Source organism: Hymenobacter metallicola (genome assembly GCF_004745645.1).
GTDB lineage: Bacteria > Bacteroidota > Bacteroidia > Cytophagales > Hymenobacteraceae > Hymenobacter > Hymenobacter metallicola.
Genome location: NZ_SRMB01000001.1, coordinates 1,967,794 through 1,989,569 on the forward strand (window position 1 = coordinate 1,967,794; position 21,776 = coordinate 1,989,569).

General features: G+C 56.7%; 20 protein-coding genes. 14 read left to right on the forward strand and 6 right to left on the reverse strand.

All coding sequences use genetic code 11. The annotated features are described in order from the left end of the window. Nucleotides 1-71 precede the first annotated feature (71 nt). From tssD (E5K02_RS08310) to E5K02_RS08335, 6 genes are all read left to right on the forward strand, one after another. Nucleotides 72-1,523 carry a type VI secretion system tube protein TssD gene (tssD, locus tag E5K02_RS08310; protein ID WP_135393895.1) on the forward strand — a complete coding sequence of 484 codons (1,452 nt, stop codon included), beginning with the start codon at nucleotides 72-74 and terminating at the stop codon, nucleotides 1,521-1,523. 4 nt (nucleotides 1,524-1,527) lie between these two features. Continuing rightward, nucleotides 1,528-2,571 (forward strand): ankyrin repeat domain-containing protein, encoded by a 1,044-nt coding sequence (locus E5K02_RS08315; RefSeq protein ID WP_167856323.1) that lies wholly within the window; start codon nucleotides 1,528-1,530, stop codon nucleotides 2,569-2,571. Nucleotides 2,572-2,661: 90 nt separating this feature from the next. Next, on the forward strand, nucleotides 2,662-3,054 hold the full coding sequence (gene tssD / locus E5K02_RS08320) for a type VI secretion system tube protein TssD (RefSeq protein ID WP_135393899.1): 393 nt from the start codon (nucleotides 2,662-2,664) through the stop codon (nucleotides 3,052-3,054). Between the two features lie 33 nt (nucleotides 3,055-3,087). Then, nucleotides 3,088-3,495, forward strand: a complete 408-nt coding sequence (tssD, locus tag E5K02_RS08325) for a type VI secretion system tube protein TssD (protein WP_135393901.1) — start codon at nucleotides 3,088-3,090, stop codon at nucleotides 3,493-3,495. A gap of 51 nt (nucleotides 3,496-3,546) precedes the next feature. Further along, entirely contained in the window at nucleotides 3,547-3,750 is a 204-nt protein-coding gene (locus E5K02_RS08330) for a YqaE/Pmp3 family membrane protein (RefSeq protein ID WP_135393903.1), read from the forward strand. An 87-nt stretch (nucleotides 3,751-3,837) separates the two neighbouring features. After that, complete coding sequence (locus tag E5K02_RS08335) at nucleotides 3,838-4,113, forward strand: hypothetical protein (RefSeq protein ID WP_135393905.1); 276 nt, start codon at nucleotides 3,838-3,840, stop codon at nucleotides 4,111-4,113. 165 nt (nucleotides 4,114-4,278) lie between these two features. On the opposite strand, the gene E5K02_RS08340 is transcribed toward E5K02_RS08335, so the two are convergent. The 3 genes from E5K02_RS08340 to E5K02_RS08350 all read right to left on the reverse strand — a co-directional run bounded on the left by E5K02_RS08340 (nucleotide 4,279) and on the right by E5K02_RS08350 (nucleotide 6,202). Beyond that, complete coding sequence (locus E5K02_RS08340; protein ID WP_135393907.1) at nucleotides 4,279-4,656, reverse strand: hypothetical protein; 378 nt, start codon at nucleotides 4,654-4,656, stop codon at nucleotides 4,279-4,281. Between the two features lie 65 nt (nucleotides 4,657-4,721). Beyond that, entirely contained in the window at nucleotides 4,722-5,051 is a 330-nt protein-coding gene (locus E5K02_RS08345; protein ID WP_135393909.1) for a hypothetical protein, read from the reverse strand. 95 nt (nucleotides 5,052-5,146) lie between these two features. Beyond that, nucleotides 5,147-6,202, reverse strand: coding sequence for a hypothetical protein (locus tag E5K02_RS08350; protein WP_167856324.1), 1,056 nt, complete (start codon nucleotides 6,200-6,202; stop codon nucleotides 5,147-5,149). A gap of 445 nt (nucleotides 6,203-6,647) precedes the next feature. Between E5K02_RS08350 and E5K02_RS08355 the strand changes: the two genes are divergently transcribed. From E5K02_RS08355 to E5K02_RS08385, 7 genes are all read left to right on the forward strand, one after another. After that, nucleotides 6,648-8,459, forward strand: a complete 1,812-nt coding sequence (locus tag E5K02_RS08355) for a type VI secretion system Vgr family protein (protein WP_135393913.1) — start codon at nucleotides 6,648-6,650, stop codon at nucleotides 8,457-8,459. 39 nt (nucleotides 8,460-8,498) lie between these two features. Next, nucleotides 8,499-9,335 carry a hypothetical protein gene (locus E5K02_RS08360; RefSeq protein ID WP_135393915.1) on the forward strand — a complete coding sequence of 279 codons (837 nt, stop codon included), beginning with the start codon at nucleotides 8,499-8,501 and terminating at the stop codon, nucleotides 9,333-9,335. Between the two features lie 48 nt (nucleotides 9,336-9,383). Further along, on the forward strand, nucleotides 9,384-13,802 hold the full coding sequence (locus tag E5K02_RS08365) for an RHS repeat-associated core domain-containing protein (RefSeq protein WP_135393917.1): 4,419 nt from the start codon (nucleotides 9,384-9,386) through the stop codon (nucleotides 13,800-13,802). A gap of 15 nt (nucleotides 13,803-13,817) precedes the next feature. Further along, nucleotides 13,818-14,405, forward strand: a complete 588-nt coding sequence (locus E5K02_RS08370; RefSeq protein ID WP_135393919.1) for a hypothetical protein — start codon at nucleotides 13,818-13,820, stop codon at nucleotides 14,403-14,405. 125 nt (nucleotides 14,406-14,530) lie between these two features. After that, on the forward strand, nucleotides 14,531-14,725 hold the full coding sequence (locus E5K02_RS08375; protein WP_135393921.1) for a hypothetical protein: 195 nt from the start codon (nucleotides 14,531-14,533) through the stop codon (nucleotides 14,723-14,725). Nucleotides 14,726-14,845: 120 nt separating this feature from the next. After that, complete coding sequence (locus E5K02_RS08380) at nucleotides 14,846-15,460, forward strand: hypothetical protein (protein WP_135393923.1); 615 nt, start codon at nucleotides 14,846-14,848, stop codon at nucleotides 15,458-15,460. Nucleotides 15,461-15,747: 287 nt separating this feature from the next. After that, the gene (locus E5K02_RS08385; RefSeq protein WP_135393925.1) at nucleotides 15,748-16,290 is read left to right on the forward strand and encodes an SMI1/KNR4 family protein; all 543 of its coding nucleotides are present in this window, start codon (nucleotides 15,748-15,750) and stop codon (nucleotides 16,288-16,290) included. A 246-nt stretch (nucleotides 16,291-16,536) separates the two neighbouring features. On the opposite strand, the gene tssD (E5K02_RS08390) is transcribed toward E5K02_RS08385, so the two are convergent. The 3 genes from tssD (E5K02_RS08390) to E5K02_RS08400 all read right to left on the reverse strand — a co-directional run bounded on the left by tssD (E5K02_RS08390) (nucleotide 16,537) and on the right by E5K02_RS08400 (nucleotide 18,903). Continuing rightward, nucleotides 16,537-16,938, reverse strand: a complete 402-nt coding sequence (gene tssD, locus E5K02_RS08390; RefSeq protein WP_100335079.1) for a type VI secretion system tube protein TssD — start codon at nucleotides 16,936-16,938, stop codon at nucleotides 16,537-16,539. A 100-nt stretch (nucleotides 16,939-17,038) separates the two neighbouring features. Continuing rightward, the gene (locus E5K02_RS08395; protein ID WP_135393927.1) at nucleotides 17,039-18,415 is read right to left on the reverse strand and encodes a DUF5458 family protein; all 1,377 of its coding nucleotides are present in this window, start codon (nucleotides 18,413-18,415) and stop codon (nucleotides 17,039-17,041) included. 47 nt (nucleotides 18,416-18,462) lie between these two features. Then, on the reverse strand, nucleotides 18,463-18,903 hold the full coding sequence (locus E5K02_RS08400) for a hypothetical protein (RefSeq protein ID WP_135393929.1): 441 nt from the start codon (nucleotides 18,901-18,903) through the stop codon (nucleotides 18,463-18,465). Nucleotides 18,904-19,256: 353 nt separating this feature from the next. On the opposite strand from E5K02_RS08400, the gene E5K02_RS08405 reads away from it, so the two are divergent. Then, nucleotides 19,257-21,773: an ATP-dependent Clp protease ATP-binding subunit gene (locus E5K02_RS08405; RefSeq protein WP_135393931.1), complete on the forward strand. Its 2,517-nt coding sequence runs from the start codon at nucleotides 19,257-19,259 to the stop codon at nucleotides 21,771-21,773. Nucleotides 21,774-21,776: the final 3 nt, after the last annotated feature.

Consider the following 21,776-nt stretch of genomic DNA (forward strand, 5'->3'; position numbering starts at 1 on the left):
GTTATAATAGCAGTACGATTAGGAGCCCCCGCATTTGGGGCAAGGGTATCACTTTTTCAGAACGCATTGTTATGGCATCATTTCATGCTGAGCTGTATATCGAAGGGCAGGTTTACCCGGTAAGCTGGTGCAGCGTCGAATTTCGCCAGCAAGTCCAGGAAAAAGGCCGGGTTTCGGCCCGGGTCCGCCAGGGGCCACTGCTGCTGCTGCTCGATGTGCCCCAGGATGACGACACGCTGCTGGCCTGGGCCGCTACCCCCCACAAAAAGCTCGGCGGCCACCTCATTTTCTTCGATACCAGTCAGCTTAGCCCCCACGAGTCAGTACATTTTGCCGATGCTGAGTGCGTTGGCTACGAGGAGCGCTTCGACGTGCTGCAGGGGCAAAACGGCTCCTATAGCTGTGCCCTGACCATCACGGCGCCCGAGTTTGTGCTAGGTACCGGCTCGGTGGGTGCCCCGGCGGCGGTGAGCAATTTGCTGGCTGCCGCGGCCCCGGCCCTACCCAGCGCCAACCTCGCGGCCAAGGCTCTGGAAGTCGTCGAATCGAAGGTGGAGCGCTACCAGAAACGGCTGCGCCTGCTGCAAGCGGGCCGGGGTAAGCTGGCGGATATGAACGAGCTGATCAGCTCGGCGGCCCCGGCCGCAGCCGCCCCGGCTACCCCAGGCAACCGGGGGCCCTTGGCCCGTCTGGGCTCTATGCTCGGCGCGGGCCCCAGCGCCGAGGTGGCCGAGGCCGAGGCTAGCCCGCTCGTGGCTGACCGCAACATCCTGCAGAAGGCCGTTGACCGGCTAGCCTTCAACAATGTGGCCGTAGAACGCGCCAAGCTCAGCCAGCACGCCTACCAGTTTACCTCGACCCTCGACCCCAGCGGGGTAGTGCTGCCCACCTTCACCGAGGAAGTTCCCGAAGGCTGGGAAGCGCTGCAGGTGTGGGACGATAAGAAAACCGGGTTTGCCGCCGCCCTCTACGACAGCAACTTCGAGCAGCCCAACCGCAAAGTGCTGGCCTTCCGGGGCACCAACCCCACCGAGTGGGGCGACATCAAAGCCGACCTGACCCAGGCCTTGGGTATTCCGACCAAGCAGTACCAGCAGGCCATCAAAGTAGCCCAGACTCTCAAGCAGCAGTACGGCGCGGGCCTCGACATTGTGCAGGATGCGGGCCTCGACATGACCGGCCACTCCCTGGGCGGCGGTTTGGCCGCCGCGGCCAGCACCGTTACGGGCGCCAAGGGCTACACCTTTAATGCCGCTGGGCTGCACCCCAACTCGGTGAAGCCCTTCGGCATTACCAAGGAGGCGATGCGGGCCAACCAAGGCATTATCGACAACGTGTACTCCAACCGCGACCCGCTCAACGGCCTGCAAAACCACCTGGGCGGCCTGATTCCCAAATCCATCGGCACGCCCCATGTGCTCGACAAAGCCGGCTACCATCCTATTGGAGCCGTCGTCAACGCCATTGAGGCCGAAAAAGATGCCGATACGGCTACCATTCGCAAATTCACGACTCAGCCCTAACGGTATGTCCGGCTGGAAACTGCGTTATCTGCCCCTGCTGGCGCTCTGCTTTTCGGCTGGTCTGCCCTCGGCCTGCTCCCAATCTTCCCGTCGTTCGTCTTCTGCTTCGTCCCCGATGCCTACCAAGTCTCCCGAAACGTATTTCACCGGTCCCGAGCTGCCGGCCGCCCAGGCCATCTACCGCGGGGATGCCGCCGCCTTGCGCCGGGTGGTTACAACCCAGCGTATCAACCTCAAGTACAGTAGTCCGCAGGGCATGACGCTGCTGCTGTTTGCCCTGGCCAACCGCCAGAAAGAGTGCGTGCGCGAGCTGCTGGCCCTCGGCGCCGACCCCAACCAGGTGTCCATGCTCAACGGCCAGGAAATGGTGCAGCCCGTGGCCCTGGTAGCGGGCGGCGACGACCCCGAGCTGGTCAAGATTCTGCTCGATGCCAAGGGCAACCCCAACAGCAAGATGCACGACGCCGTGGCCGGCGACGCGCCGGCCCTGTTCCACGCCATCGACGCCCAGCGCTTCGCTACCATGCGCCTGCTCCTCGACCACGGTGCCGACATCAACGCCACCGACGGCCTGGGCAATACGCCTCTGCTGGCCCTGGCGACGTTCAACCAGTTTGAGCAGGTGGCCTACCTGCTGGAGCGGGGCGCCGACTTCCGCAAGGCCTCCCACTCGGGTGGCACCCTGGCCTTTATCGTGCAGGACCACCAGCTAGGCGACCCGCAAAGCGAAGCCTATATCTGGCAGCAACGGGTGCGCCGAATGCTGGAAGAGCGGGGCGTGCAGTTTCCGGTGCCCAACCCGGCCGTGGCCAACGGCCAGCAAAGCACCGCCGTGGAGAGCTACCGGCAACAGTGGCTGCAAACCCCGGAAGGCCGGAAGTGGAAAGCCCAGATTGCGGCAGCCCCCAACAGCACCGAGAAATTCCGGGTGCGCCTGGAAGCCCAACGAGCGTTTCGGGGCTGGCTGAAAACCCAGCTGCCACCCGAAAGCCCCGTGCTCCAGCACGAGCTGAGCCCCGGCCAGGCCAGCCGTATCGAGGGCTTCTAGCCCGGCGGCCACTCCGTTTTATAGTTTGCACTCGTATCCTTGATGTTCTACCCGGCGGTAGCTCCGGCAGCCGCCAAATTCTTTCCTCCTATGTCCTTTAGCGCTGAATTAAACCTGGAAGGCCGCACCTACGCCATTCGTCGTTTTGGCTGGTCCATTGGGCAGTCTACTGATGCCGTGGGCCGGCCCGAAGCCCGGGTACACGGGGGCCGGCTGCAAGTGGAGCTCGACTCGCAACCCGACGACCTGATTCATCACTGGGCCCTGGACGACACCAAGAAGATGAGCGGTTCGATCAGCATTTTTCACTCCGATGTGCGGGCCGTGCGCAAGACCATCACCTTCGAGGACACTTTCTGCGTGGGACTGCGCAAGGAGTTCAGCGCCGCCAAATCGTCGCAGAACATGACTATGAGCTTGTCCTTATCGGCTAACCGGCTGAAGATAGGCTCGGTTGAAATAGACAATAAATGGCCCATGTAGGCCGGCGTTCCATCTTTTCAACCCGCTTTTGCTATGGCTTCTTTCCAAAGCTCCCTGCTGCTGGAGGGCAACGTGTTTCCTATCGAAAACTGCAGCTACGAATTCACCCAGCACGCCGACACCCGGGGCCGGGCGTCGGCCAAGGTGCGCAGCGGGCTTATCTCGCTCAGCCTCGTGGTGCCCGATAGCGACGCCCTGCTTGCCTGGGCCGCCGACCCCGAGAAAAAGATGAGCGGGGCCATCCTCTTCAACGGCATCGACCAGCCCCTGGCCCACGAGGAGCTTACCTTCGAAGAGGGCCTGTGCGTGGCCTATGAGGAGGTTTTTGCTGTAGACGACGATGCGGAGCCCTCGTCCTACTACTGCATCCTGCAGATTGCGGCCGCCAAGCTAGCCCTGGGCACTACAACCAAAGACAGCAACTGGGCCCTGACCCGCTAACTACTGTTTGGCTTACTTCTCTGTTTTTTTGTTGCTTACTCTACTGCTGCCATGCTCCTCGCCATCCTGCTTCCGGGCCTATCTATGATTTTAAACGGCCACTTACTCAAGGGCATCATCTGTTTTATCCTGCAAATCACGCTCATTGGCTGGCTACCGGCGGCTATCTGGGGCGTAGCCTCCCGCAACAATGACCTGAACGAGCGGCGCCATCGGGAAATGATGGCAGCTATGAAAACCGGGGCGAGCCGGTAAACAGGGTTGCGGCTCGCCCGCAGGTTACGAGGCTTTTTGCCCAGAATTAAACCCCTAGCTTTGAAACGCGCATTGACGTGTTTCTGTATGGCTACTGCTACCCTTATTTCACAGCTTCAACTCCTGGGCCAGGCCCTGGAAAAAGTCACGACCCGGGGCGAGGAAGGCAGTCAGGGGCCACTAGAGCAAGCCCGGACCTTTGTGCTAACGCATTTGCGCCAGGAACCGCAAGTTCCTTACCGGGCCGATGAGCTGCTGGAATTGCTGACGCCCTCCGCCCATATTCATTGGAGTTGGGAAGCGGAACGGGAACTGGTGCTCGAAGCCCTGACCATACTGCACCAATTATGGCGGCGTTGCTAAGTCCGATTCCCTTTCTCTTACTCTGCTACAACTTCTTTTTACCGGCCTTAATTCGGCGCCTGCCGGGAAACCGGAAATAGCTGCCGCTTCTAACCGTCAGCCGCACTGGTTTGGCTACCATTGGGACATGAGCTAGGGGTCACCGCCCCTAACTACGAGCCCTTGTTACCGCTGCAGAACCTTGTCGGGCACCGGAAACGGCGGCTCCGGCCACCCATTAGCCGGGGCCTCTTTGATGTGGTCCGGAATCGGAACGGTGAAGTACACTGCGTGCCAATCAGGGCTGGTGCTGTCGTATTTAATGAGGTAGCGCGCATTTTCCCGCTGCATCTGGGGCAGTTCGTCCTCTCCACCAGAGTAAGCACGACCGGCCACGGAAAACGAATAGTCAATCTGCTTGCCGCTCTTCACGGCCCAGTGGGCTCCATCGACATACCCGATGGTGTACTTGCCCTTGGCGTGCACTTCATCAGCCCGCTGGAAATAGTAGTAGATGAGCCAACCAAAAGCCAGCAGAAGAAAAATGGGGAGGTTTTTTGGCATGCTATTTAGCCAAGGGCCGCCAACGACGGCCTGACGCGGTAACAAGTCAAGTTGATCAAGCTGCTTTATTCCGCTCGCGCTTCCTCTTCCCGACCATAGTTCAAGTCTTTGGGGGAGGTAATGAACGGGGGTACTTTCCAGCCATTGGCCGGCGCCTGCCCGATACTATCGGGCACGGCCAACGCAAAATGGCTTCTGCTAACCCCAGGATCTAGGCTGTCATACTCGACCACGAACCGGGCTCCGGTAGCCGTATTCATATTTACCTCGCGGATGTCGGTGGCCTCATATTCTTGGCCGCGCACCTCATAGCGGTAGCTGTAGCGCTTGCCGCTTTTGGGCGTGTAATACCCGCCTGTCAAATAGCCAATGGTGTAGCGAGCCCGCGTGTGCATTTCCTCATCAACGTGGCTACTATACCATGCCCCGGCCATGAAGAATGCAATGCCTAGGTAAACCCAGTACTTTTTTATAACACGAAATACCTTCGTCATTTTACCGGTTTCGCTGATTGCTTTACGGGCGTATGCTTTTTCAATGCTTCTTCAGCATCAGCTTGATAATTCTCCCATATTTTTTTTACGGTTTCAAGTGTGCCTCCTAGCTCATAGCTCAGCATAGCGACCATCTTTTGATCCACTGCTTTTATGGCAGCCTTAGAAGGCACTATATTATGTCTAATAGCGGTGAGCATACCCATCGTATTTGGGGTGTTGCGCATCACGTTTTCCATCCAAGGAGCACCATACTCTTTGATCTGATCGAAGACAGTGCCTGCTATAACATTGATGACAAACTCCTTACTTTCTTTCGCATCGTCAAAATTGACACTATGGCCGAAGCTTTTATACTTCTTATCATTGCTTACTTTCACTGTGTAATAGTTAGTTGAAGCCGATGATCCAAAGGCAACCAATAGCTTAGACCACCACTTAAGCCCTTCTGAATTTATAACAGCAGCCCCGGCAGCTGACGTCCAGTTTATATCGCCAAATGATGTAGAAAACCGGTTTCCCCACGAACCTTTTCCCGTCACCGCACCTACGCCAAACTGCGTACTCAGATCTACCAGAACCCGCATTGCGGCACCTTTCCCTGCTTTCACTAGGTACCCCCGAATCACGGTACCCACTGCTGCCAAGCCTCCCACCTCGTAAACGAGCCCCCCGGTGAGCATGCCGGCGCTAATGGCCAGGAAGCCTTTTTCCATGTACCCGCCCGCTACCCCGGTGCCGGCCGCCACGTTGCGGAACCGGTCTTTCTCCGACATGTAGGTGCGCTTGTCGCGGGCAATGCCTCGCTCCGGCGTGAATGATACGAGTACTTTTGTCTGCGTATTATACACCCAGTACACCCGCGTGCCATAGGCGTCATTCAGGGTGCTGGCAAATACCCAGAGCTGCCCCACGGCGTAGCGCTCCTGCCCCATGGGGTTGCCGAACTCATCTTCGACGTCGGTCTTGTAGCGCTTGTCAATCTTGTTGGCGTCGTAGCGGCTGTGCGGCATGGCTTCCATCCGCTTGCGCAGCTGGGCATCCGAGTTCATGCGCCATACTTCCGCTTTGGACAACTCCACTACTTGGTTTACAGTCCGCTTCAAGTGGGCGTGCTCGGCATTAACGGCCGCTGTCCGGCGCGCCGACATGGGCTGCGGGCCCTGCCGAACCGTTTGGCCAGCGTGGTGGGCGTGCTGCACCGCGCCGGGGCTGGGCCGCCGGCTCTGCGGACCCAGATGACCCGTGTTAGCCAATGATGCTACGGCATTCGCCCGGGGCCGGCGACCATCCTGAAAACCTGGATTCATAGCAGTATTATTTGTTTAAAGCAGTAATAATCTAAGCAAAAAAGCGGGCTTTACACCGGGTGGGGCAGGGAAAACCAACCCGGTATGGCAGGGCTTTCGACCGCAAGCTAAGCTAATTGCGTAACGTCAGTTCATTTATTCGGTTACTTTTACACTCGTTCCATTGTAATCTTCATATACTTTCTAAATGTCATATCCAGTTAATGTAAGCGTTCATGTAGATGGCGGCCTGGCCTTGACCGACTACAATCGACTAACGCTCAGTCAGCACGTGCTGACCCACCACACCTTCGCCCTGGACTTCTCGTTTGAAGCGCTGGGAAAAGCCCTAGGCCTCAAACCAGAGGCACTTTTTGCGCAGGCCCACGAGCGGCTAAGCGGAAAAAACATTGCCATCAGCTGGACTGGCGGCCTGCCCACGGATTCGGGCCGCTCCTTTCAGTTCAAGGGCATCATCACCCACATCAGCATCCAGACCGATGCCGATTTGGTCAATTATTATCACGTCAGCGGCTATAGCCCTTCCTTTTTGCTGGAAGATGGCACGCAGAGCCGAACCTTTGTTAAGAAATCAGCGCAGGATATCTTCTCTGCCGTGCTGGGTGCCTACGACGGGAATGCCTTGAAAAAGCAGCTCAAGGCCCAGTACCAGGATGTGCTACCATATACGGTACAGTACAACGAAACCAACTTCAACTTTCTGAGCCGCCTGGCCGCGCAGCAGGGCGAGTGGTTTTACTACGACGGCCAAACCCTGCAGCTGGGCCGCGGCACGGGTAAAACGATTCCCTTCAAAAGCAGCAGCGCCCAGATGTTTACCCTCTCGATGCACCTGCAGCCGGGCAAAACGGAGGGCGCCCACTACAACTACCGCACCCACAAACCCCTGAAGACCAAGGCCGCTACCCCAGCCGCGGGGCATCCCTTCAGCCAGTTTGCGGTGCAGAAGTCCGACGATTTGTTCACCCAGCCCCACCGCCTGCTGGCCGGGGCCCAGGTAAGCGACCAGGCCCAACTACAGCGCAGCTTGGATAACTTGGCGGCCAAACGCGCAGCCAACCAAGTAAGCCTGGAAGGCAGCGGCGAAGCCTACGATATTACGCCGGGCTGCGTACTGGCAGTGCAGGATGCCGCGGGCCAGGATTATGGCAAGTTTCGGGTGCTGGCCGTGCGCCACGAGGTCGATGGCGACGGTAACTACCAGAACCACTTCGAGGCCATGCCCGAGTCGGTGGAAGCGCCGCCACCCAACCCGCTCTACGCTGCCACCGATGCCCAGCCCGAGCTGGCCGAGGTTATCGACCTGCAGGACCCGCGCAACCTGGGCCGTATCCGGGTGCGCTACTACTGGCCCGTCGCCCAGCCCACCGAAGCCGAATCGGCGTGGCTACGGGTGAGCACCCCGTACTCCGGCGACGGCAAGGGCCAGCTGTTCACGCCGGAGCTGGGCTCCCAGGTCCTGATTGGGTATGAGCACGGGCTGGCCGAGTTTCCGGTGGTGCTGGGCAACATGTTCCACCCCCAGAACAAGCAAAGCGCCAAGTACACCAACCCACAAAACAACCTGAAAGGCCTGCAGACGGCCGGCGGCAACAAGTTTGTGATGGCCGATACTCAGGGCGAGCAGCGCATCCTGATTTCCAACTCCAACAATAAAGGCACGGCGGTCGAAGTTGGCTTCAAAGGCGACGGTAGCATCACCATCAAGAGCAACGGCCCCGTGACCGTGCTGGGCTCGACCATCACGCTGGAAGCCGGTGATAAGGGCGAAATCAAGATGCACGCCAAGAACATCACGATAGACGCGGAAGAGGAAATCAAGGTAACCTCGGCCTCTAAGAGCATTGCCCTGAAAGCGGAAAAAGACATTACAGCCGACGCCACGGCCAAGATGACCTTCAGCGCCAAGGAGAAAAGCGTATCTACTTCGGGCAAAATGGAAATCAGCAGCGGCTCGACCGTAGATATTTCCGGCAGTACCGTGAAGATCAACGGCTAAGGCCGCTTCTTTTTCAGGTTTGTACTTTTGGCTTCTGCTATGACTTTGTCGTTTCCTTTGGTTCCGACCACGCAAGACTATACCGTAACGGTACAAACGACCAGCTTGCTGGGCAACCTGCTCTACGAGAACACCCGCCGTACGGCCTTCCGAAAGCAGCCCTTGCAGAAAACGGCCGACGGCTGGCTGTACTCGGTATCGGTACTCGATTTCAAGCAAACCGAAACCAACGGCGTAGCCCAGCTCGACGCCGATACGGCCCAGCTTCGTAGCCACCTGCTGATTGAGACGGATGCGGCGGGCGGTCTGCTACGCGTCTGCAATAAAGCCGAGCTGCGCAACCAGTGGCAAGCGCTGGAGCCCAAGCTGCTAAAGAAGTACCGCCGGTCGGAACAGATAACGCCCGGCATGGTGGCCGGTATCGGCCAGGTGCTGCACGGCGACGGCTACCTGGAAGATGTGCTGCGGCGGGGCTACGAGTACAGCTCGCTCTTTCCCCCTTTTTACGGGCAGAGCTACGATGAGCAGCCCACGCAAGGTCGGCCCCGCACTATTGCCCGCTTTCTGGGCAACCTCGACTTGCCGCTCCAGACCGAGATTAAGCGGCAGGCTCAGGTTCCGGCGGACGTAGCCGTAGGGCTGGCCGTGGAAGGCAAAGTAGACATGGAAGCCTACCAGGAAGAAGCCGCCCGCCAGGCCCTGCGCACCATGACCGACCAGTATGATCTGGACACGACCCTGCGCAGCCAGCACCGGGAAAGCTATGAGTTTGACCACCAGGAGGCCTTACTCCATGCGGCTCAGTTTACCATTTATGGAGTGCAAGGCGTGTTTATGAACAAAACGCTGTGCATGCTGCAGCCCGCCGGGTCCTGACCCGGGGTAATATTTCTATCGTTTTCGAGGGTTTCGTTCAACTTACTTATGGCAAAGAAATATGTACCGGCCGGCGTTTTTCTAACCTGTGACAAAGGCACGCTACCGGCGACCTTTAATGTTACGTTCAACGCCCGCACGTCTATCTACGGCCAGAACCTGGCCACTGATCTTGACAAGATACCGGTAGTGAACGTGCCTCCCATGGGGGTTTGCTCCATCACCAAGATGCCCTGCATGGTGGTCCCCATTACCTGGAGCCCGGTGAAAAATGACGTGCAGCTGGGTCCGGCCCACCTGCTGCTGGAAGACTCAAAGCTGCAGTGCGGCCTGGGTGGCAAAGTCGGCATTCACTTCAGTATGGCAGCCGCCCAGGCCGCCTGCGCCCCGCCCCCGGCCCCGGAAAAAAGCCTGGCCGATCAGGCCGATGACTTTCTCAAAACCCTGGGTCCGGTCGGTGACATCGGGCGCTTCCAATTGGGGGTGGCCGAAGGCGTGTGGGAAGGCGGTAAAGGCCTGGCCGAAGGCCTCTGGGGCATGGCCAAAGGCGGCTGGAACGCCGTGACTCACCCCGTAGATACGGCCAAGGCCATTGGGGAAGGCGCCACCAATGCCTACAAATGGGCCGGCGACTCTCAGAACTGGGCCAATGCGGCCAACAGCGCCAAGCAAGGCGTGAGCAATGCCGCCGAGTGGGCCAGCAACGGCGAGAACTGGCAGAAAGTAGGTGACAAGCTCCAGAATATGTCTCCGCGCGACTGGGGCAACGTCACGGGTCAGGTAGCCTTCGAAGTGGGCCTGACCGTGGGCACGGCCGGCGCCGGGGCCGCTCTGAATGCGGCGGCCAAGACCAGCCGCGTGGCCCGCATGGCCAGCCGCGCCGCCCGCTTGGCCGACGTGGAAGGCCATGCAATGAGCTTGGCCGCCCGGGTGGGCCGCTCGGCCGCGGGCAAGATGAAAGTCATGGGCAAGGTGCTCACCGGTGCTAAAAAGGCCCGCAAAGCCGAGAAAGCCGCCGTCAAGGCTGGTAAAAAAGCCAAGAAGCTCGACGCCGTAACCGACTGCGCCGGCCCGAAGAAATGTACCCGGGAAGGTCACCCCGTGGACGTAGCGGCCGGTTTGGTATTTACCGAAGCCGTAGACTTTGAATTGCCCGGCCCGATTCCCTTCGTCTGGGAGCGAATCTGGTATTCGCGCTCTACCCACCGGGGCCCGCTGGGCCACGGCTGGCACCACCGCTACGACCTGGCCCTGGCCGTGGAAGACGACGGCACCCTGGCCCTGCGCATGGCTGACGGCCGCCTGGCCCTGTTTTCCGCCCCCGTTGGGGAGGCTGGCAGCTTCAACCGCACGGAGAAGCTCGAAGCCTTCGGCAATGCCGAGCAGGGCTACCGCATTTGGAACAAGGATGAGCGGCTCTGGTACGTATTCGCCGCGCAGGCCATCAACGAGGCGCATCTGCTACAGGCGGTGGAAGACCAGAATGGCTTTGCCATTCGCTTTACTTACACCCCCCAAGGTTTTCTGGACACCATAACCGACAGCGCCGGCCGCCGGCTCCGGGCGGATGTCGACAGCCTGGGCCGCCTGACGGCCCTGCACGCTCCCCTACCCGAGCCTGGAGTAGCTGGTAACTTCGTGGTCGTGCGCTACGAGTATTCGGCAGCCGGCGACATGGTCCGGACCACCGATGCGCTGGACCAGGCCATGACTTTTGCCTACGACAACCACCTGCTGGTGCGCGAAACCAACCGGGTGGGGCTGAGTTTCTACTTCCGCTACGACGGCACCGGCCCCGAAGCGCGCTGCTTGCGCACCTGGGGCGACGGGGGTGTCTACGACACAAAGCTGCGCTACGAAAGCCCAGAGCACACGGTCGTTACCAACTCGGTGGGCTATACCAAGCACTACACTCACCTCAATGGCTTGGTTGTAGTGATGCTTGACTCGCTAGGGGCCGTGCGCCAGTGGACCTACAACGAAAACACGGACCTGACCCTGGAGCGCGACCCGTTGGGGCAGTCTACCAGCTACGAGTACGACGCCCGCGGCAACCAGACGCTGGTCACGTATCCGGATGGAGCAAAGATCCAGACGCAATACAACCCGCAAGACTTACCAATCCAGGCAATAGATGCAAATGGGGAGGTGTGGCAATGGACATATGACGAAGCAGGAAATTTGCTTGGTCGTGTCAATCCATTAGGAGCTAGTACTGAGTATAGTTACGACGCGCAGGGTCGCCTAGTGAGTGTCGCCGATAATCTGGCCCAAACCTTACGCTTGCGCTATGATGCGCATCATAATATCAGAGAGGTCCTTGCTCCAAACGCACAGGTAAGCTCCAACGAATATAATTTTCTGGGTCGGGTTATTCGCACATCGGATTACAGGGGGAATGTTCGGCACTATCAGTACGATATACTGGGTAGAATAATATGGCTTCGTGAGCCAGACGGAGCAGAACGCACCTTTACGTATGACGCTGTAGGTAGCGTCCTTCGGGAGCAGGGGCCACATTCAACGACCCAGTATACGTACACACGTACAGGCCACCTGGCTGCCCGGGACCAGGCCGGAGTCCGCGTTTCCTTTGCCTACGATACCGAAGGTCGCTTAACCAGCCTCCGCAACGAGCATGGCGAAGTGTATACCCTCATCCTGAATGTTGCGGGGCAAGTGGTCGAGGAAATAGGCTTCGACGGCCTCACCCGCCGGTATCACCGGGACTTAGCGGGTCGAGTCACCACCCTGCAGCGCCCTGCCGGCCGCTCAACCCAGTACGCCTACGATGCCGTAGGCCGCTTGACGGAAGTGCTGCATCACGACGGTACTCAGGCGCAGTTTAAGTATCGCCCGGATGGTGAGTTAATAGAAGCAAATACTCCTAATCACAGGGTCTGTTTAGACAAAAACGCACTGGGCCAAGTTGTGCGGGAAGCCCAAGGTCGGCATGTAGTGGAGTCTGAGTACGATATTTTCGGGCAACGCTTGGGAGTGCGCTCCTCCCTGGGTGCAGCTGCCCAGATGCAGCGGAACCTCACTGGGCAAATTGAGCAATTGCGCACCGACCACTGGCAGGCCAAGTTCTCCTACAATACCTTTGGGCAGGAAATCGAGCGAGTCCTTGGAAGTTTACAGTTGTCTTGGCAGCATGATGTACTTGGCCGGCCAGCGCGCCAGACAATTCAAACGGAACGTGCGGCTAACACTCAGCAGCGTCACTACCAATGGCTGAGACCGAACAGGCTAGCGGAAATTGAAGCCACCGCAACCGGCCGCACCGCATTCACCTACGATGAGAGGGGGCATCTGGTAGCCACCCGGTATGCCGACGGCACTCAGGAAGTTCGCCAGCCTGATGCAATAGGCAACTTATTTCGTACACCCAGCCGCACCGACCGCACCTATAGCAAAGGCGGGCAACTCCGGAAGGCCAACGGCACGCGTTACGACTACGATGCAGAAGGCAACCTGGTGCGTAAGCGTCTACCCAATGGACAGCAGTGGCACTACGCTTGGGATGGAGCCGGTCAACTTACCTCGGTTACCCGGCCCGACGGCTATGCTGTCACGTTTACTTATGATGCCTTGGGCCGGCGCCTGAGCAAGCGGTTCCGAGGGAAAGTCACGCGCTGGGTGTGGGATGGCAACCAGCCCTTGCACGAGTGGCAGGAGCTGGAAATAGGGCCCGGAGCAGGAAGTGTACAAGATGTAACGACCTGGCTCTTCGAGGACGCCTCGTTTGCCCCCATGGCCAAGCTTACGGCCCACGCTGCGTACAGTGTGGTGGTCGACCACCTGGGCACGCCGTTGGAACTCTACGACCAGCAAGGCACCAAAACGTGGCAGGCCCAACTCGACAGCTACGGGCAAGTACTGGAAGGAAAAGGCAAGCCCCAGGATTGCCCCTTCCGCTACCAGGGCCAGTACGAGGATACCGAAACGGGCCTCTACTACAACCGCTTCCGCTACTATGACCCCGAAGTAGGCCGCTATATCAGCCAGGACCCCATCGGAGTGCTTGGGGGCATGAACCTGTATAGCTACGTAGCCGACCCCACCGCGTGGATTGATCCGTTTGGCTGGTATTCGGATCTAAATCACGATGGCATGGGCCACCACTTGTTTCCACGCAGTGTGGCGGGCAAGCTTCAACTGTCCAAACTCGACAAACCGGGCTCCATTGCCTGGTACCCCGATGACCCCACCGACACGGCCGACCTGCACAAACGCCTGCACCGGGCCTTGATTGATGAAGGAGTCCCCTTTCACGGCTCGAAGTATACCGGGTCGGTGGATGACTTTTTCGACAAAGGCAAAAAAGCCTATGCCGGTTTCCCCGAAAAGGGATTCTTGAAGATACCGGGAACAAAAGATGCTCTCTTCGAAAACCTGACTCCAGGTGAAGCGTTGGAAAAGCTGCGAGAACTACATAACACTGGTAAAATACCCTGCCCTAAATAAACTAATCCTGCTGAAATGAAAGAAAAAATTGTAAGAGTAACTGGCTACGGCTTTTTCTGCTTATCTGTCGAGGCATTTAGCAATTTTCTTAAAGAGCATAAAATAAAAGCAAAAAAGCTAAATACATATTTTGACAAAAACAGAGATATTCTGGAAGAATCTATTAAGCAAGGCATCTTGCTCCCACTATCCACTATAGTTTCGACCCGCTATGTGGTAGAGGCAGGCATTGCTGCAAAATTAAGCGTATTTGACTCAGATTGGCAAGAAGTATTGACTTTGGATAATTGTAATTTGACGGTTGGCAATGATGCCGCTATATGGATAGGTTCCCTGGATGGGCTTGATGATTGGAACTCGGCGGAATATGAGCAAGGAGACAGTATTTCCTACCAAACAATGGATGGGGTAACCCTTTTCAGGAGCTTTAAATTCAACGTTAAACCGGGCATGTACAAAGTTGTTGTGAGAGGTTTTAAACGGAAAGCGCCACAGGACCATCCTGCTGCAAACTTTGGCTTTTCGTTTGAATTGCGCGAAACTACCAGCTTAGGCAGCTTCACAAATCCGTTGATAGAAAACGTTAATATTGCCAAGATGTAATTGCAGCCCACCTATCTACCGGCGTTATTAGGGACAGGAAGCGGATGAGCTCACCAGAATCGAGAACAGCCTCTGTGGCTGCACCAGCCTTACCCACGCTCTATTCTAGGCTATGGCCGTCGAGTATGCCGATGGCGCGCGAGTTGCGCCAACCTGATACTATCGGCAACTTGTTCCGCATGCTCGTGCGCCCCGACTGCCGCTACAGCTACAGAAGGCAGCTGTGGAAAGCCGATGGCACGCGCTATTACTACCACCTGGACACGCCGTTGGACTCGACGACCAGCAAGGTATTAAACGTGGCAGGCCCAACTCGATAGCCATGAGCAAGTACTGGAAAGAATGAGACTGCCCGGCGCTTGTCAAATTCTATATCGCAAACTGACGCCATGAGAGGTGCTAGAAAACGCATAGGGGTTACATAAAGCTGGTGAAATCCCATGCCCGAACTAAACAACCCCAAAGTAATGAGCGAAAAAACAGTTGATGTAAGTGGCTATGGTCTGTATTGTTTATCCATAGAAAGTTTTACATCGTTTCTCAAAAGTAATAATATCAAAACCAAAAAACTGAATAGCTTCTTTGATAAGAACCGAGGCATTCTGGAAGAAGCTATAAAAGATGGTTCCCTTTTACCCATTTCAACCATCAATTCAATTTCTTATAACATTGAGGTCAAATATTTATCCGAAGCATCAAATTTTGGTGAAGAATGGCAAGAAGTCTTAAACCTTGACGACTGTAATTTACGCGTAGGAAATGACGCGGCTCTTTGGATCGGCACACTCGACACCTTGGACAATTGGAATCCAGTTGAATTTAAAGAAAAAGAAAGTATTTCTTACGAAACACTGGACGGTGAGACAATACATAGTTCCCAAAGATTCACCATCACGCCAGCTGATTATAAAGTGCAGTTGCTAGGGTTCAAGCGTAAAAAAATATTACCCTATCCAACGGCAAATTTTAAATTCGTGTTTGAGTTGCGTGAGACAACTAGCTTTGACAGCTTTACCAACCCCTTGGTAGAAAACGTCAACATTGCCAAGATGTAACAGCAGCCCATATGGCCACCGGCGTTATTAGTGGCAGGGAGCAGATGAATCGAGGGTAGCCGAAGAAGCGAACTGCCGTGGCCGATATGTACCAATACGTCTGGAATAGCGCCGGCCAACAGAGCTCATAGTTAAGACTACACTGGTTATGGTTTTACCTTCTGGCAGGACAAGCATTACCGCTATTAGTGAGCGTCGAAATGTTCCCACCATTCGGCTCATTCACAGGCACATCGCCGGAATACTTCGTATCCTGATTCCGGATCTTACTTCCAACGAAATACTCTGTGTCTGTTTTCGACCAGCTTAAAAAGTATCCCTTAACGAATCCAGATGGTGACTATCTGGCAGCATATCGATTCGCCGATGGCAAAGGCTTTCCGTCCTCCTATATTGACTTTGCTACCCATTTGGGCTGGGGAAGGCTCTGTGGCCTGTTTCTAATCTATGTTCCACTGGACCAACATTCTGATTCGTGGACCGTTCGTAGCCCTTGGATCAAACAGGCAATGGATAACTTTTACGAGGAGATGGAGCACGATCCTTTCCTACTGGAGCCCGATGGTTATGCAGGCATTGAGTCCTCCCTGATTCCGTTTGCCATGAGTGAGAATGGCGAATACCTGGCGTGGGATTCAGCGCATCGTAGCCCCGATGATGAACTGCCTATCTACGTACTGGCAGCCCGTATGGGTGGTATCCGTTACGGGGCCGCCAATTTGTACCACTTCGTGGAGAAGTGCGGGAACGAGGAGGCTATCAAAACCATGCTGGGGCCTGGCTACCCTAAACTACCGCTGTCCTTTGAACCTTTGCTTCTACAACACTGAGAAGACGGGTAGTACTCTGTAGTACTCTCTGGGAGGGCGGGTTTTTAGCTCAATTGCATACACTAGCCATCAGCCATATCTCACGTGAAAAGTTCGCAGCAGCCCAAACCTATGCTGCTTAGTAGTAAACAGTAGCTTGGCTGAATCTGTAAGCAAGCCCGCAGTGTGGGATGAGGGCAAAAAAATCATAAAAAAGCCCCCGCGACAGGTGTCACGGGGGCTTTTTGCGGAGTTAACGCGAAGCGCTTATACCCATTTGTTGTCCAACACAGCGCCGTTGGCGTTGATCTTGTTGGCCGAAATGGTCAGGCTCAAAGTCATAGAGGTGTTGGTATCAGCACCGCGGGCATCGAAATGCTCGGCGTAGCTTACGCAGTAGGCTTCCTCGAAGGAAATTTCCTTCAGGGTCGAGTCCTGGTCGATACGCTTGAAGATGATTTTACCGCTCTCACGCTTGTACGGATCCAGCATCCAGCTGGTCAGCGAAGCGCTGTCGGTCGATACGATGGTAACCTTAATGGTACCACCCTGCACTTTGGACGAAGGACGACCTTTATCGTCGATTGCCTGGTCGAAGGAGTAGCTGCAGCTTACTACTTCGCAGTCACCGCTGCCAGCGGCGTTGAAAAATGCACTAAATGATGCCATGATAAAAGGATTAGGGGGTGAAAAAAATGGGGAAATAATAAAGGCACTACAACGTTTTACGAACTGCAACAGCTTTTCCCACCACACGGACTATCCGGCTCTACTGCTGTTTGTACTCGGCATTCCAGTCACGGCCCGGAGCATCCGGATCATCACCTTTAGTGCCATCCAAGGACACCAGGAAGGTTTTGGCCGGGAAGTACGGCACCATGTGAATGTCGAGCAGGATGCGGTCCTTCTGGTTAGGGTCCCGCTCAAATTTCTTAATGGAGAACTTCTCGATGAGCTTGCCGGGGCCGGCAATACCATCCAGGAAGCGTACGATCTGGCTCTGAATGTCCATCCGCACGTTGTGGTCCCAGTTCTCAAAGGCCCGGCGGTTCAGGAAGTCAATCAGCACCTTAGTCACGTGGTCGAACACCCGCACTACCGAGTAGGTCTGCAAGCCGATGTTGTCCCCGTTGAACAGGGTCTTGGCCGAAAACGCCATAACCCGGCCGTACTCATTGACCATCGGCACCAGGCCGATTTTCTCCATGTTGGCAATTTCGCTCTTACGCAAGGGGAAGCGCACCCCATCGACCTCGTTCAGGGTACCGTGCTTGCGGCCAGCCGTTACCTGTGAGGCCAGCGTACTGTAGATACGCCCGGCCAGGGCTGAAGACGGCGGCACGAACAGGTCTTCTTCCTCGCCTACCTCCTCCAGCTTGCCCCGGCCCACGAGCCAGTTACAGGCCATAATGACGTTGGATTTATGAGCATCAGCCCCGGTGAGGTTGGCTTCGTCGAAGAGCTCAATGACGTCGTCGGGCGAGTCGTAGTGCTCGAAGTCGGTTACCATCATCACCTTATTCTTATGAGCAATCTTGGCCCACTTGTCGATGACTTTGTTGGAGCCCAGGTAGCCCGGAATAACCAGCAGCGAGTAGTTGTCGCGCAGGTCGAGGCGGTCGTAATTCTGCTCCAGCTCGTCCGAAACGGCGTCAATGAACGTGGTATTGTCCAGATCCTGCAGCTGCTCTTTGTCGGCGTTCAGGATGGAAATGTTCTTGATTTCGTTCTGGTCGGTGTTGCGGTAAAACAGCGTCACGGAACGGTAGGCCTGCTCCAGGTCGTGGGTGGCCTCGATGGCCTTGCGGAGGTTGTCGGTGAGCTGGTTTTTAGCCGACTCTACCTTTTCTTCGCTTTTCTGCACGGCATCGGCTACGGAATCTGACTCGCTGAGCACGGAGTGCCACAGGGCCAGGCGCTTTTTAAGCTGCTGCCGGTCGGCCTTCTTGCTGTCTTCGGTCAGAAAGATCTTTTTCCGGGCCTTCTTTTCCGGGTTCAGATTGGAAGCCCCGTCGATGGTGGTTTCCAGCAGGTCGAAGCCGCCGAACTTTGCCAAAGCCTGAGCATTTTGTTCGAGGCGCGGAGCTAGCTCCCGTTCCCGGGTTGCGCCGGTAGCGGAGGTGTTATCTTGGTTTTCGGTGGCCATAGTGGTTCCCTACTAAAGTGTAAAGCGTGAAGGAAATCGGCAACGAGCTAGTCTAGCTCGTTCATCATGGCTTCAATAGCCGCCAGGAAAGCCGCCTTGGTTTCGGGGTTTTCCAGGGCCGACTTCAAAATTTTGTTCGATTTGAGCTGGCGCAGCAATTTCTGCAGGTTGTCGGCCTCGGTATCGAGGCTTTGCAGGAAATTGCTCTGATTGATGATGCCCTGCTTGCCGAAGTCACCGAGCGACTCGAATTGCAGTTTCTCGGGTATCACCGAGCCATCTTCTTTTTCGAACTCAACGGCTACTTCCGGCTTGAAATGCGCGAATACCGCTTCGGGTGTACGCAGCCCTTCTACAATTTTGGCTCGCAGAGGCGGGTCAGCCGTCAGCTTTTGTACCAGCAAAGTCCGATTCAGCGGAATGTCTGATATGGCCTCTTGCGCGTTATCAAGCTTGCGCTCTTGCCCGCCGATTCCGTAGTTGAACATAGAAACAGATTTATGACTAAATGATGAAATATCAATCCGTTAGACAATTTCTACACGGTCTACTTAGGGCGAAAGGTACAGGAATTCGCGAAATCCAATACTTTAACGCCACTATTTTTACTTGTTCGATGAAATGGCAAGATGCCAGAATATCGGACTTGTGCTATTTTTAGCATGCTTACGTTTGTTGCCACAGATGAGTTAGAAAAAAGCATCGAATTTCCTTGCGGCCGTTGCCCTCGTTCGCAACGCGTTACCCCTGCGCAGTAAGCGTTGAGCTTCTTTTCGCCCCGCCCCGTCTACCTTTCGTATCTCCTTTCTCTTCTTTGATACTCTAACCCTATTCTTTCCCTGTGTCCTACTCCGACGAATTAAAACGCACCCTGCACATTGCCCAAGCCGTAGCGCATGAGTATCGCCACGAATATTACGCGGCTCCGCACGTGCTAACCGCTCTGCTGCACAACGAAATTGGGTTGGCCTCTTGGCTGGCAATTGACCTGGACAAGGACATTCACTACCTGCGCGAGTGGGCCGAGGTGCGCTTGGAAGGCCTGCCCAAATCGACGCGGCCCCCGGAGATGCCCGGGCAGGATGCCCAGCTGAAGCCCGTGCTGGAAGTAGCCGACCTAGTGGCCCTGCAGCTGGCCAAGGATCAAACCGACCCGCTGAGCTTACTGGCCGCGCTGTTGCGCCCGGGCCTGGCGTTCACCGAAGAGCAGCTCAAATCCCTGCCCCTGACCCAGCGGGAGGTGATGAGTGCTGCCGAAACCGAAAATAAGCAGCCCCTGGCCGTAGGAGCTGATGGGCAAACCTCCGCCCCCCTCTCCGACCGCGCCGCTCCTGCTGGCAAAGCGGGGGCCCTGGCCACGTATTGCGTTGATAAAACCGCCGAAGCCGCCGCGGGCAAGCTGGACCCCATCGTAGGGCGCGACCGGGAAACCCGGCAGATGGCCGAAATTCTGGGGCGACGGACCAAGCCCAACGTGCTGCTGGTCGGGGAGCCGGGTGTAGGCAAATCGGCCCTGGTTGAGGGCTTTGCCCAGCAGATCGTGCAGAAAAAAGTACCAACCCACCTGCAGCAGGTCGTGTTATTTGAGCTGGACCTGGGTACGCTCGTCGCCGGTGCTTCCTACAAAGGCGAGGTAGAAGACCGCATCAAGAGTGTATTGACGGAGATTAAGCAGTACACCCGGGCCATTCTGTTTATCGACGAGATTCACGTGCTGCTGGACCCCAAAGGCTCGGCCGGCGCGGGCATTGCGCAGCTGCTGAAGCCGGAGCTGGCCCGGGGTGAAATCACCGTTATCGGGGCTACCACCAACGACGAGTACCGGCAGTATATTGAGGCCGACGAAGCCTTTAACCGGCGCTTCGACGTGCTGCGGGTGGAAGAGCCCAGCGTGGTCGTGGCCGAACGGATGCTGGAAAGCGTGCTGCCCCACTACGCCGCCCATCATGGCCTGCAAATTGGCGAAGGCACCGTGAGCGAAGCTGTGCGCCTGGCCAAACGCTACATCAAAGACCGGCAGCTGCCCGATTCGGCCATTGACCTGGTAGACCGCACCATGGCCGCTATTCGCATGCTCGACAGCCACGCCGAAGCCGAGCTGCAGCAGCTGCAGCACGAATTTGAGGCCCTGGCTCTGCGTGGTCAGGAACTGGCAGAAGCCGACTACCTGAAAGAGCTGCGCTGGTTTCTCTACCAGGTGCAGAATCAGGTCAGCCACTTATGGCTCAATCAGCTCGATCAGGAGCAGCAGCCCGACACGCTGGAAACTTCCGAGCCGCTGGAAGCCTACATTCGCGAGCTGCTGGCCAGCGTAGTGGCCCTATCGGGCACGAAAAAGGACAGCGTAGAACGGGCCGATGTGGCGGCCGTCGTGGCCGGCAAAACCGGTATTCCGCTGGGCAAGCTACAAAGCAACGAGCGGGAGAAGCTACTGAATATGGACCAGACCCTGCAGCAACGCGTGGTGGGCCAGAACCACGCGGTAAAGGCTCTGTGTGAAGCCATCCTGGAATCACGCTCGGGCCTGACCAAAGCCGGGCAGCCCATCGGCTCCTTCTTTCTGCTGGGGCCCACGGGCACGGGCAAAACCGAGCTGGCCAAGTCCCTGGCCGATTTTCTCTTCAACGACGAGTCCTTCCTGATTCGCTTCGATATGTCGGAGTTCAAGGAAGAGCACTCGGCCGCCCTGCTCTACGGGGCCCCTCCCGGTTACGTGGGCTACGAAGAGGGCGGGATGCTGGTCAACAAAATCCGGGAGAAGCCTTACTCGGTTGTGCTGTTCGACGAAATCGAAAAGGCCCACAGTTCGGTGTTCGACATTTTCCTGCAGATCCTGGACGAGGGCCGGCTGCACGACCGGCTGGGCCGGGAAGGCGACTTCTCCAACGCCGTTATTCTCTTCACCTCCAACATTGGCAGTGAGCAGATTATCAAGTCGTTTGGGGAAGGCCAAATTCCGGCGACCAATACGTTGATGGAAACCATGAGCCGTCATTTCCGGCCCGAGTTTCTGGCCCGCCTCACCGAAATTGTGCCCTTCGCCCCGATTTCGGAGGAAAATGTGGTACAGATTTTCGACATCCATTTGCGCCCCCTACAAGAGCAACTGCGCCGCCAGGGTATTGCCCTGGAGCTGTCGGACGAGGCCCGCACGCACTTGGCCTTGTCGGGCTTCACGCCCCGGTATGGCGCCCGGCCCATCAAAGGAGTTATCCGTCAGCAGCTTCGGCGGCCTATTTCCCGGATGATTATTGCCGGGGAAGTTGGCAAGGGCACTGTCATTGCGCTCAGCAAAGATCCGGAGGCGGAAGAGCTAACCTGGAGCACCACCATTGAGGCGCCCGTAGAGCAGGGCTAGTCC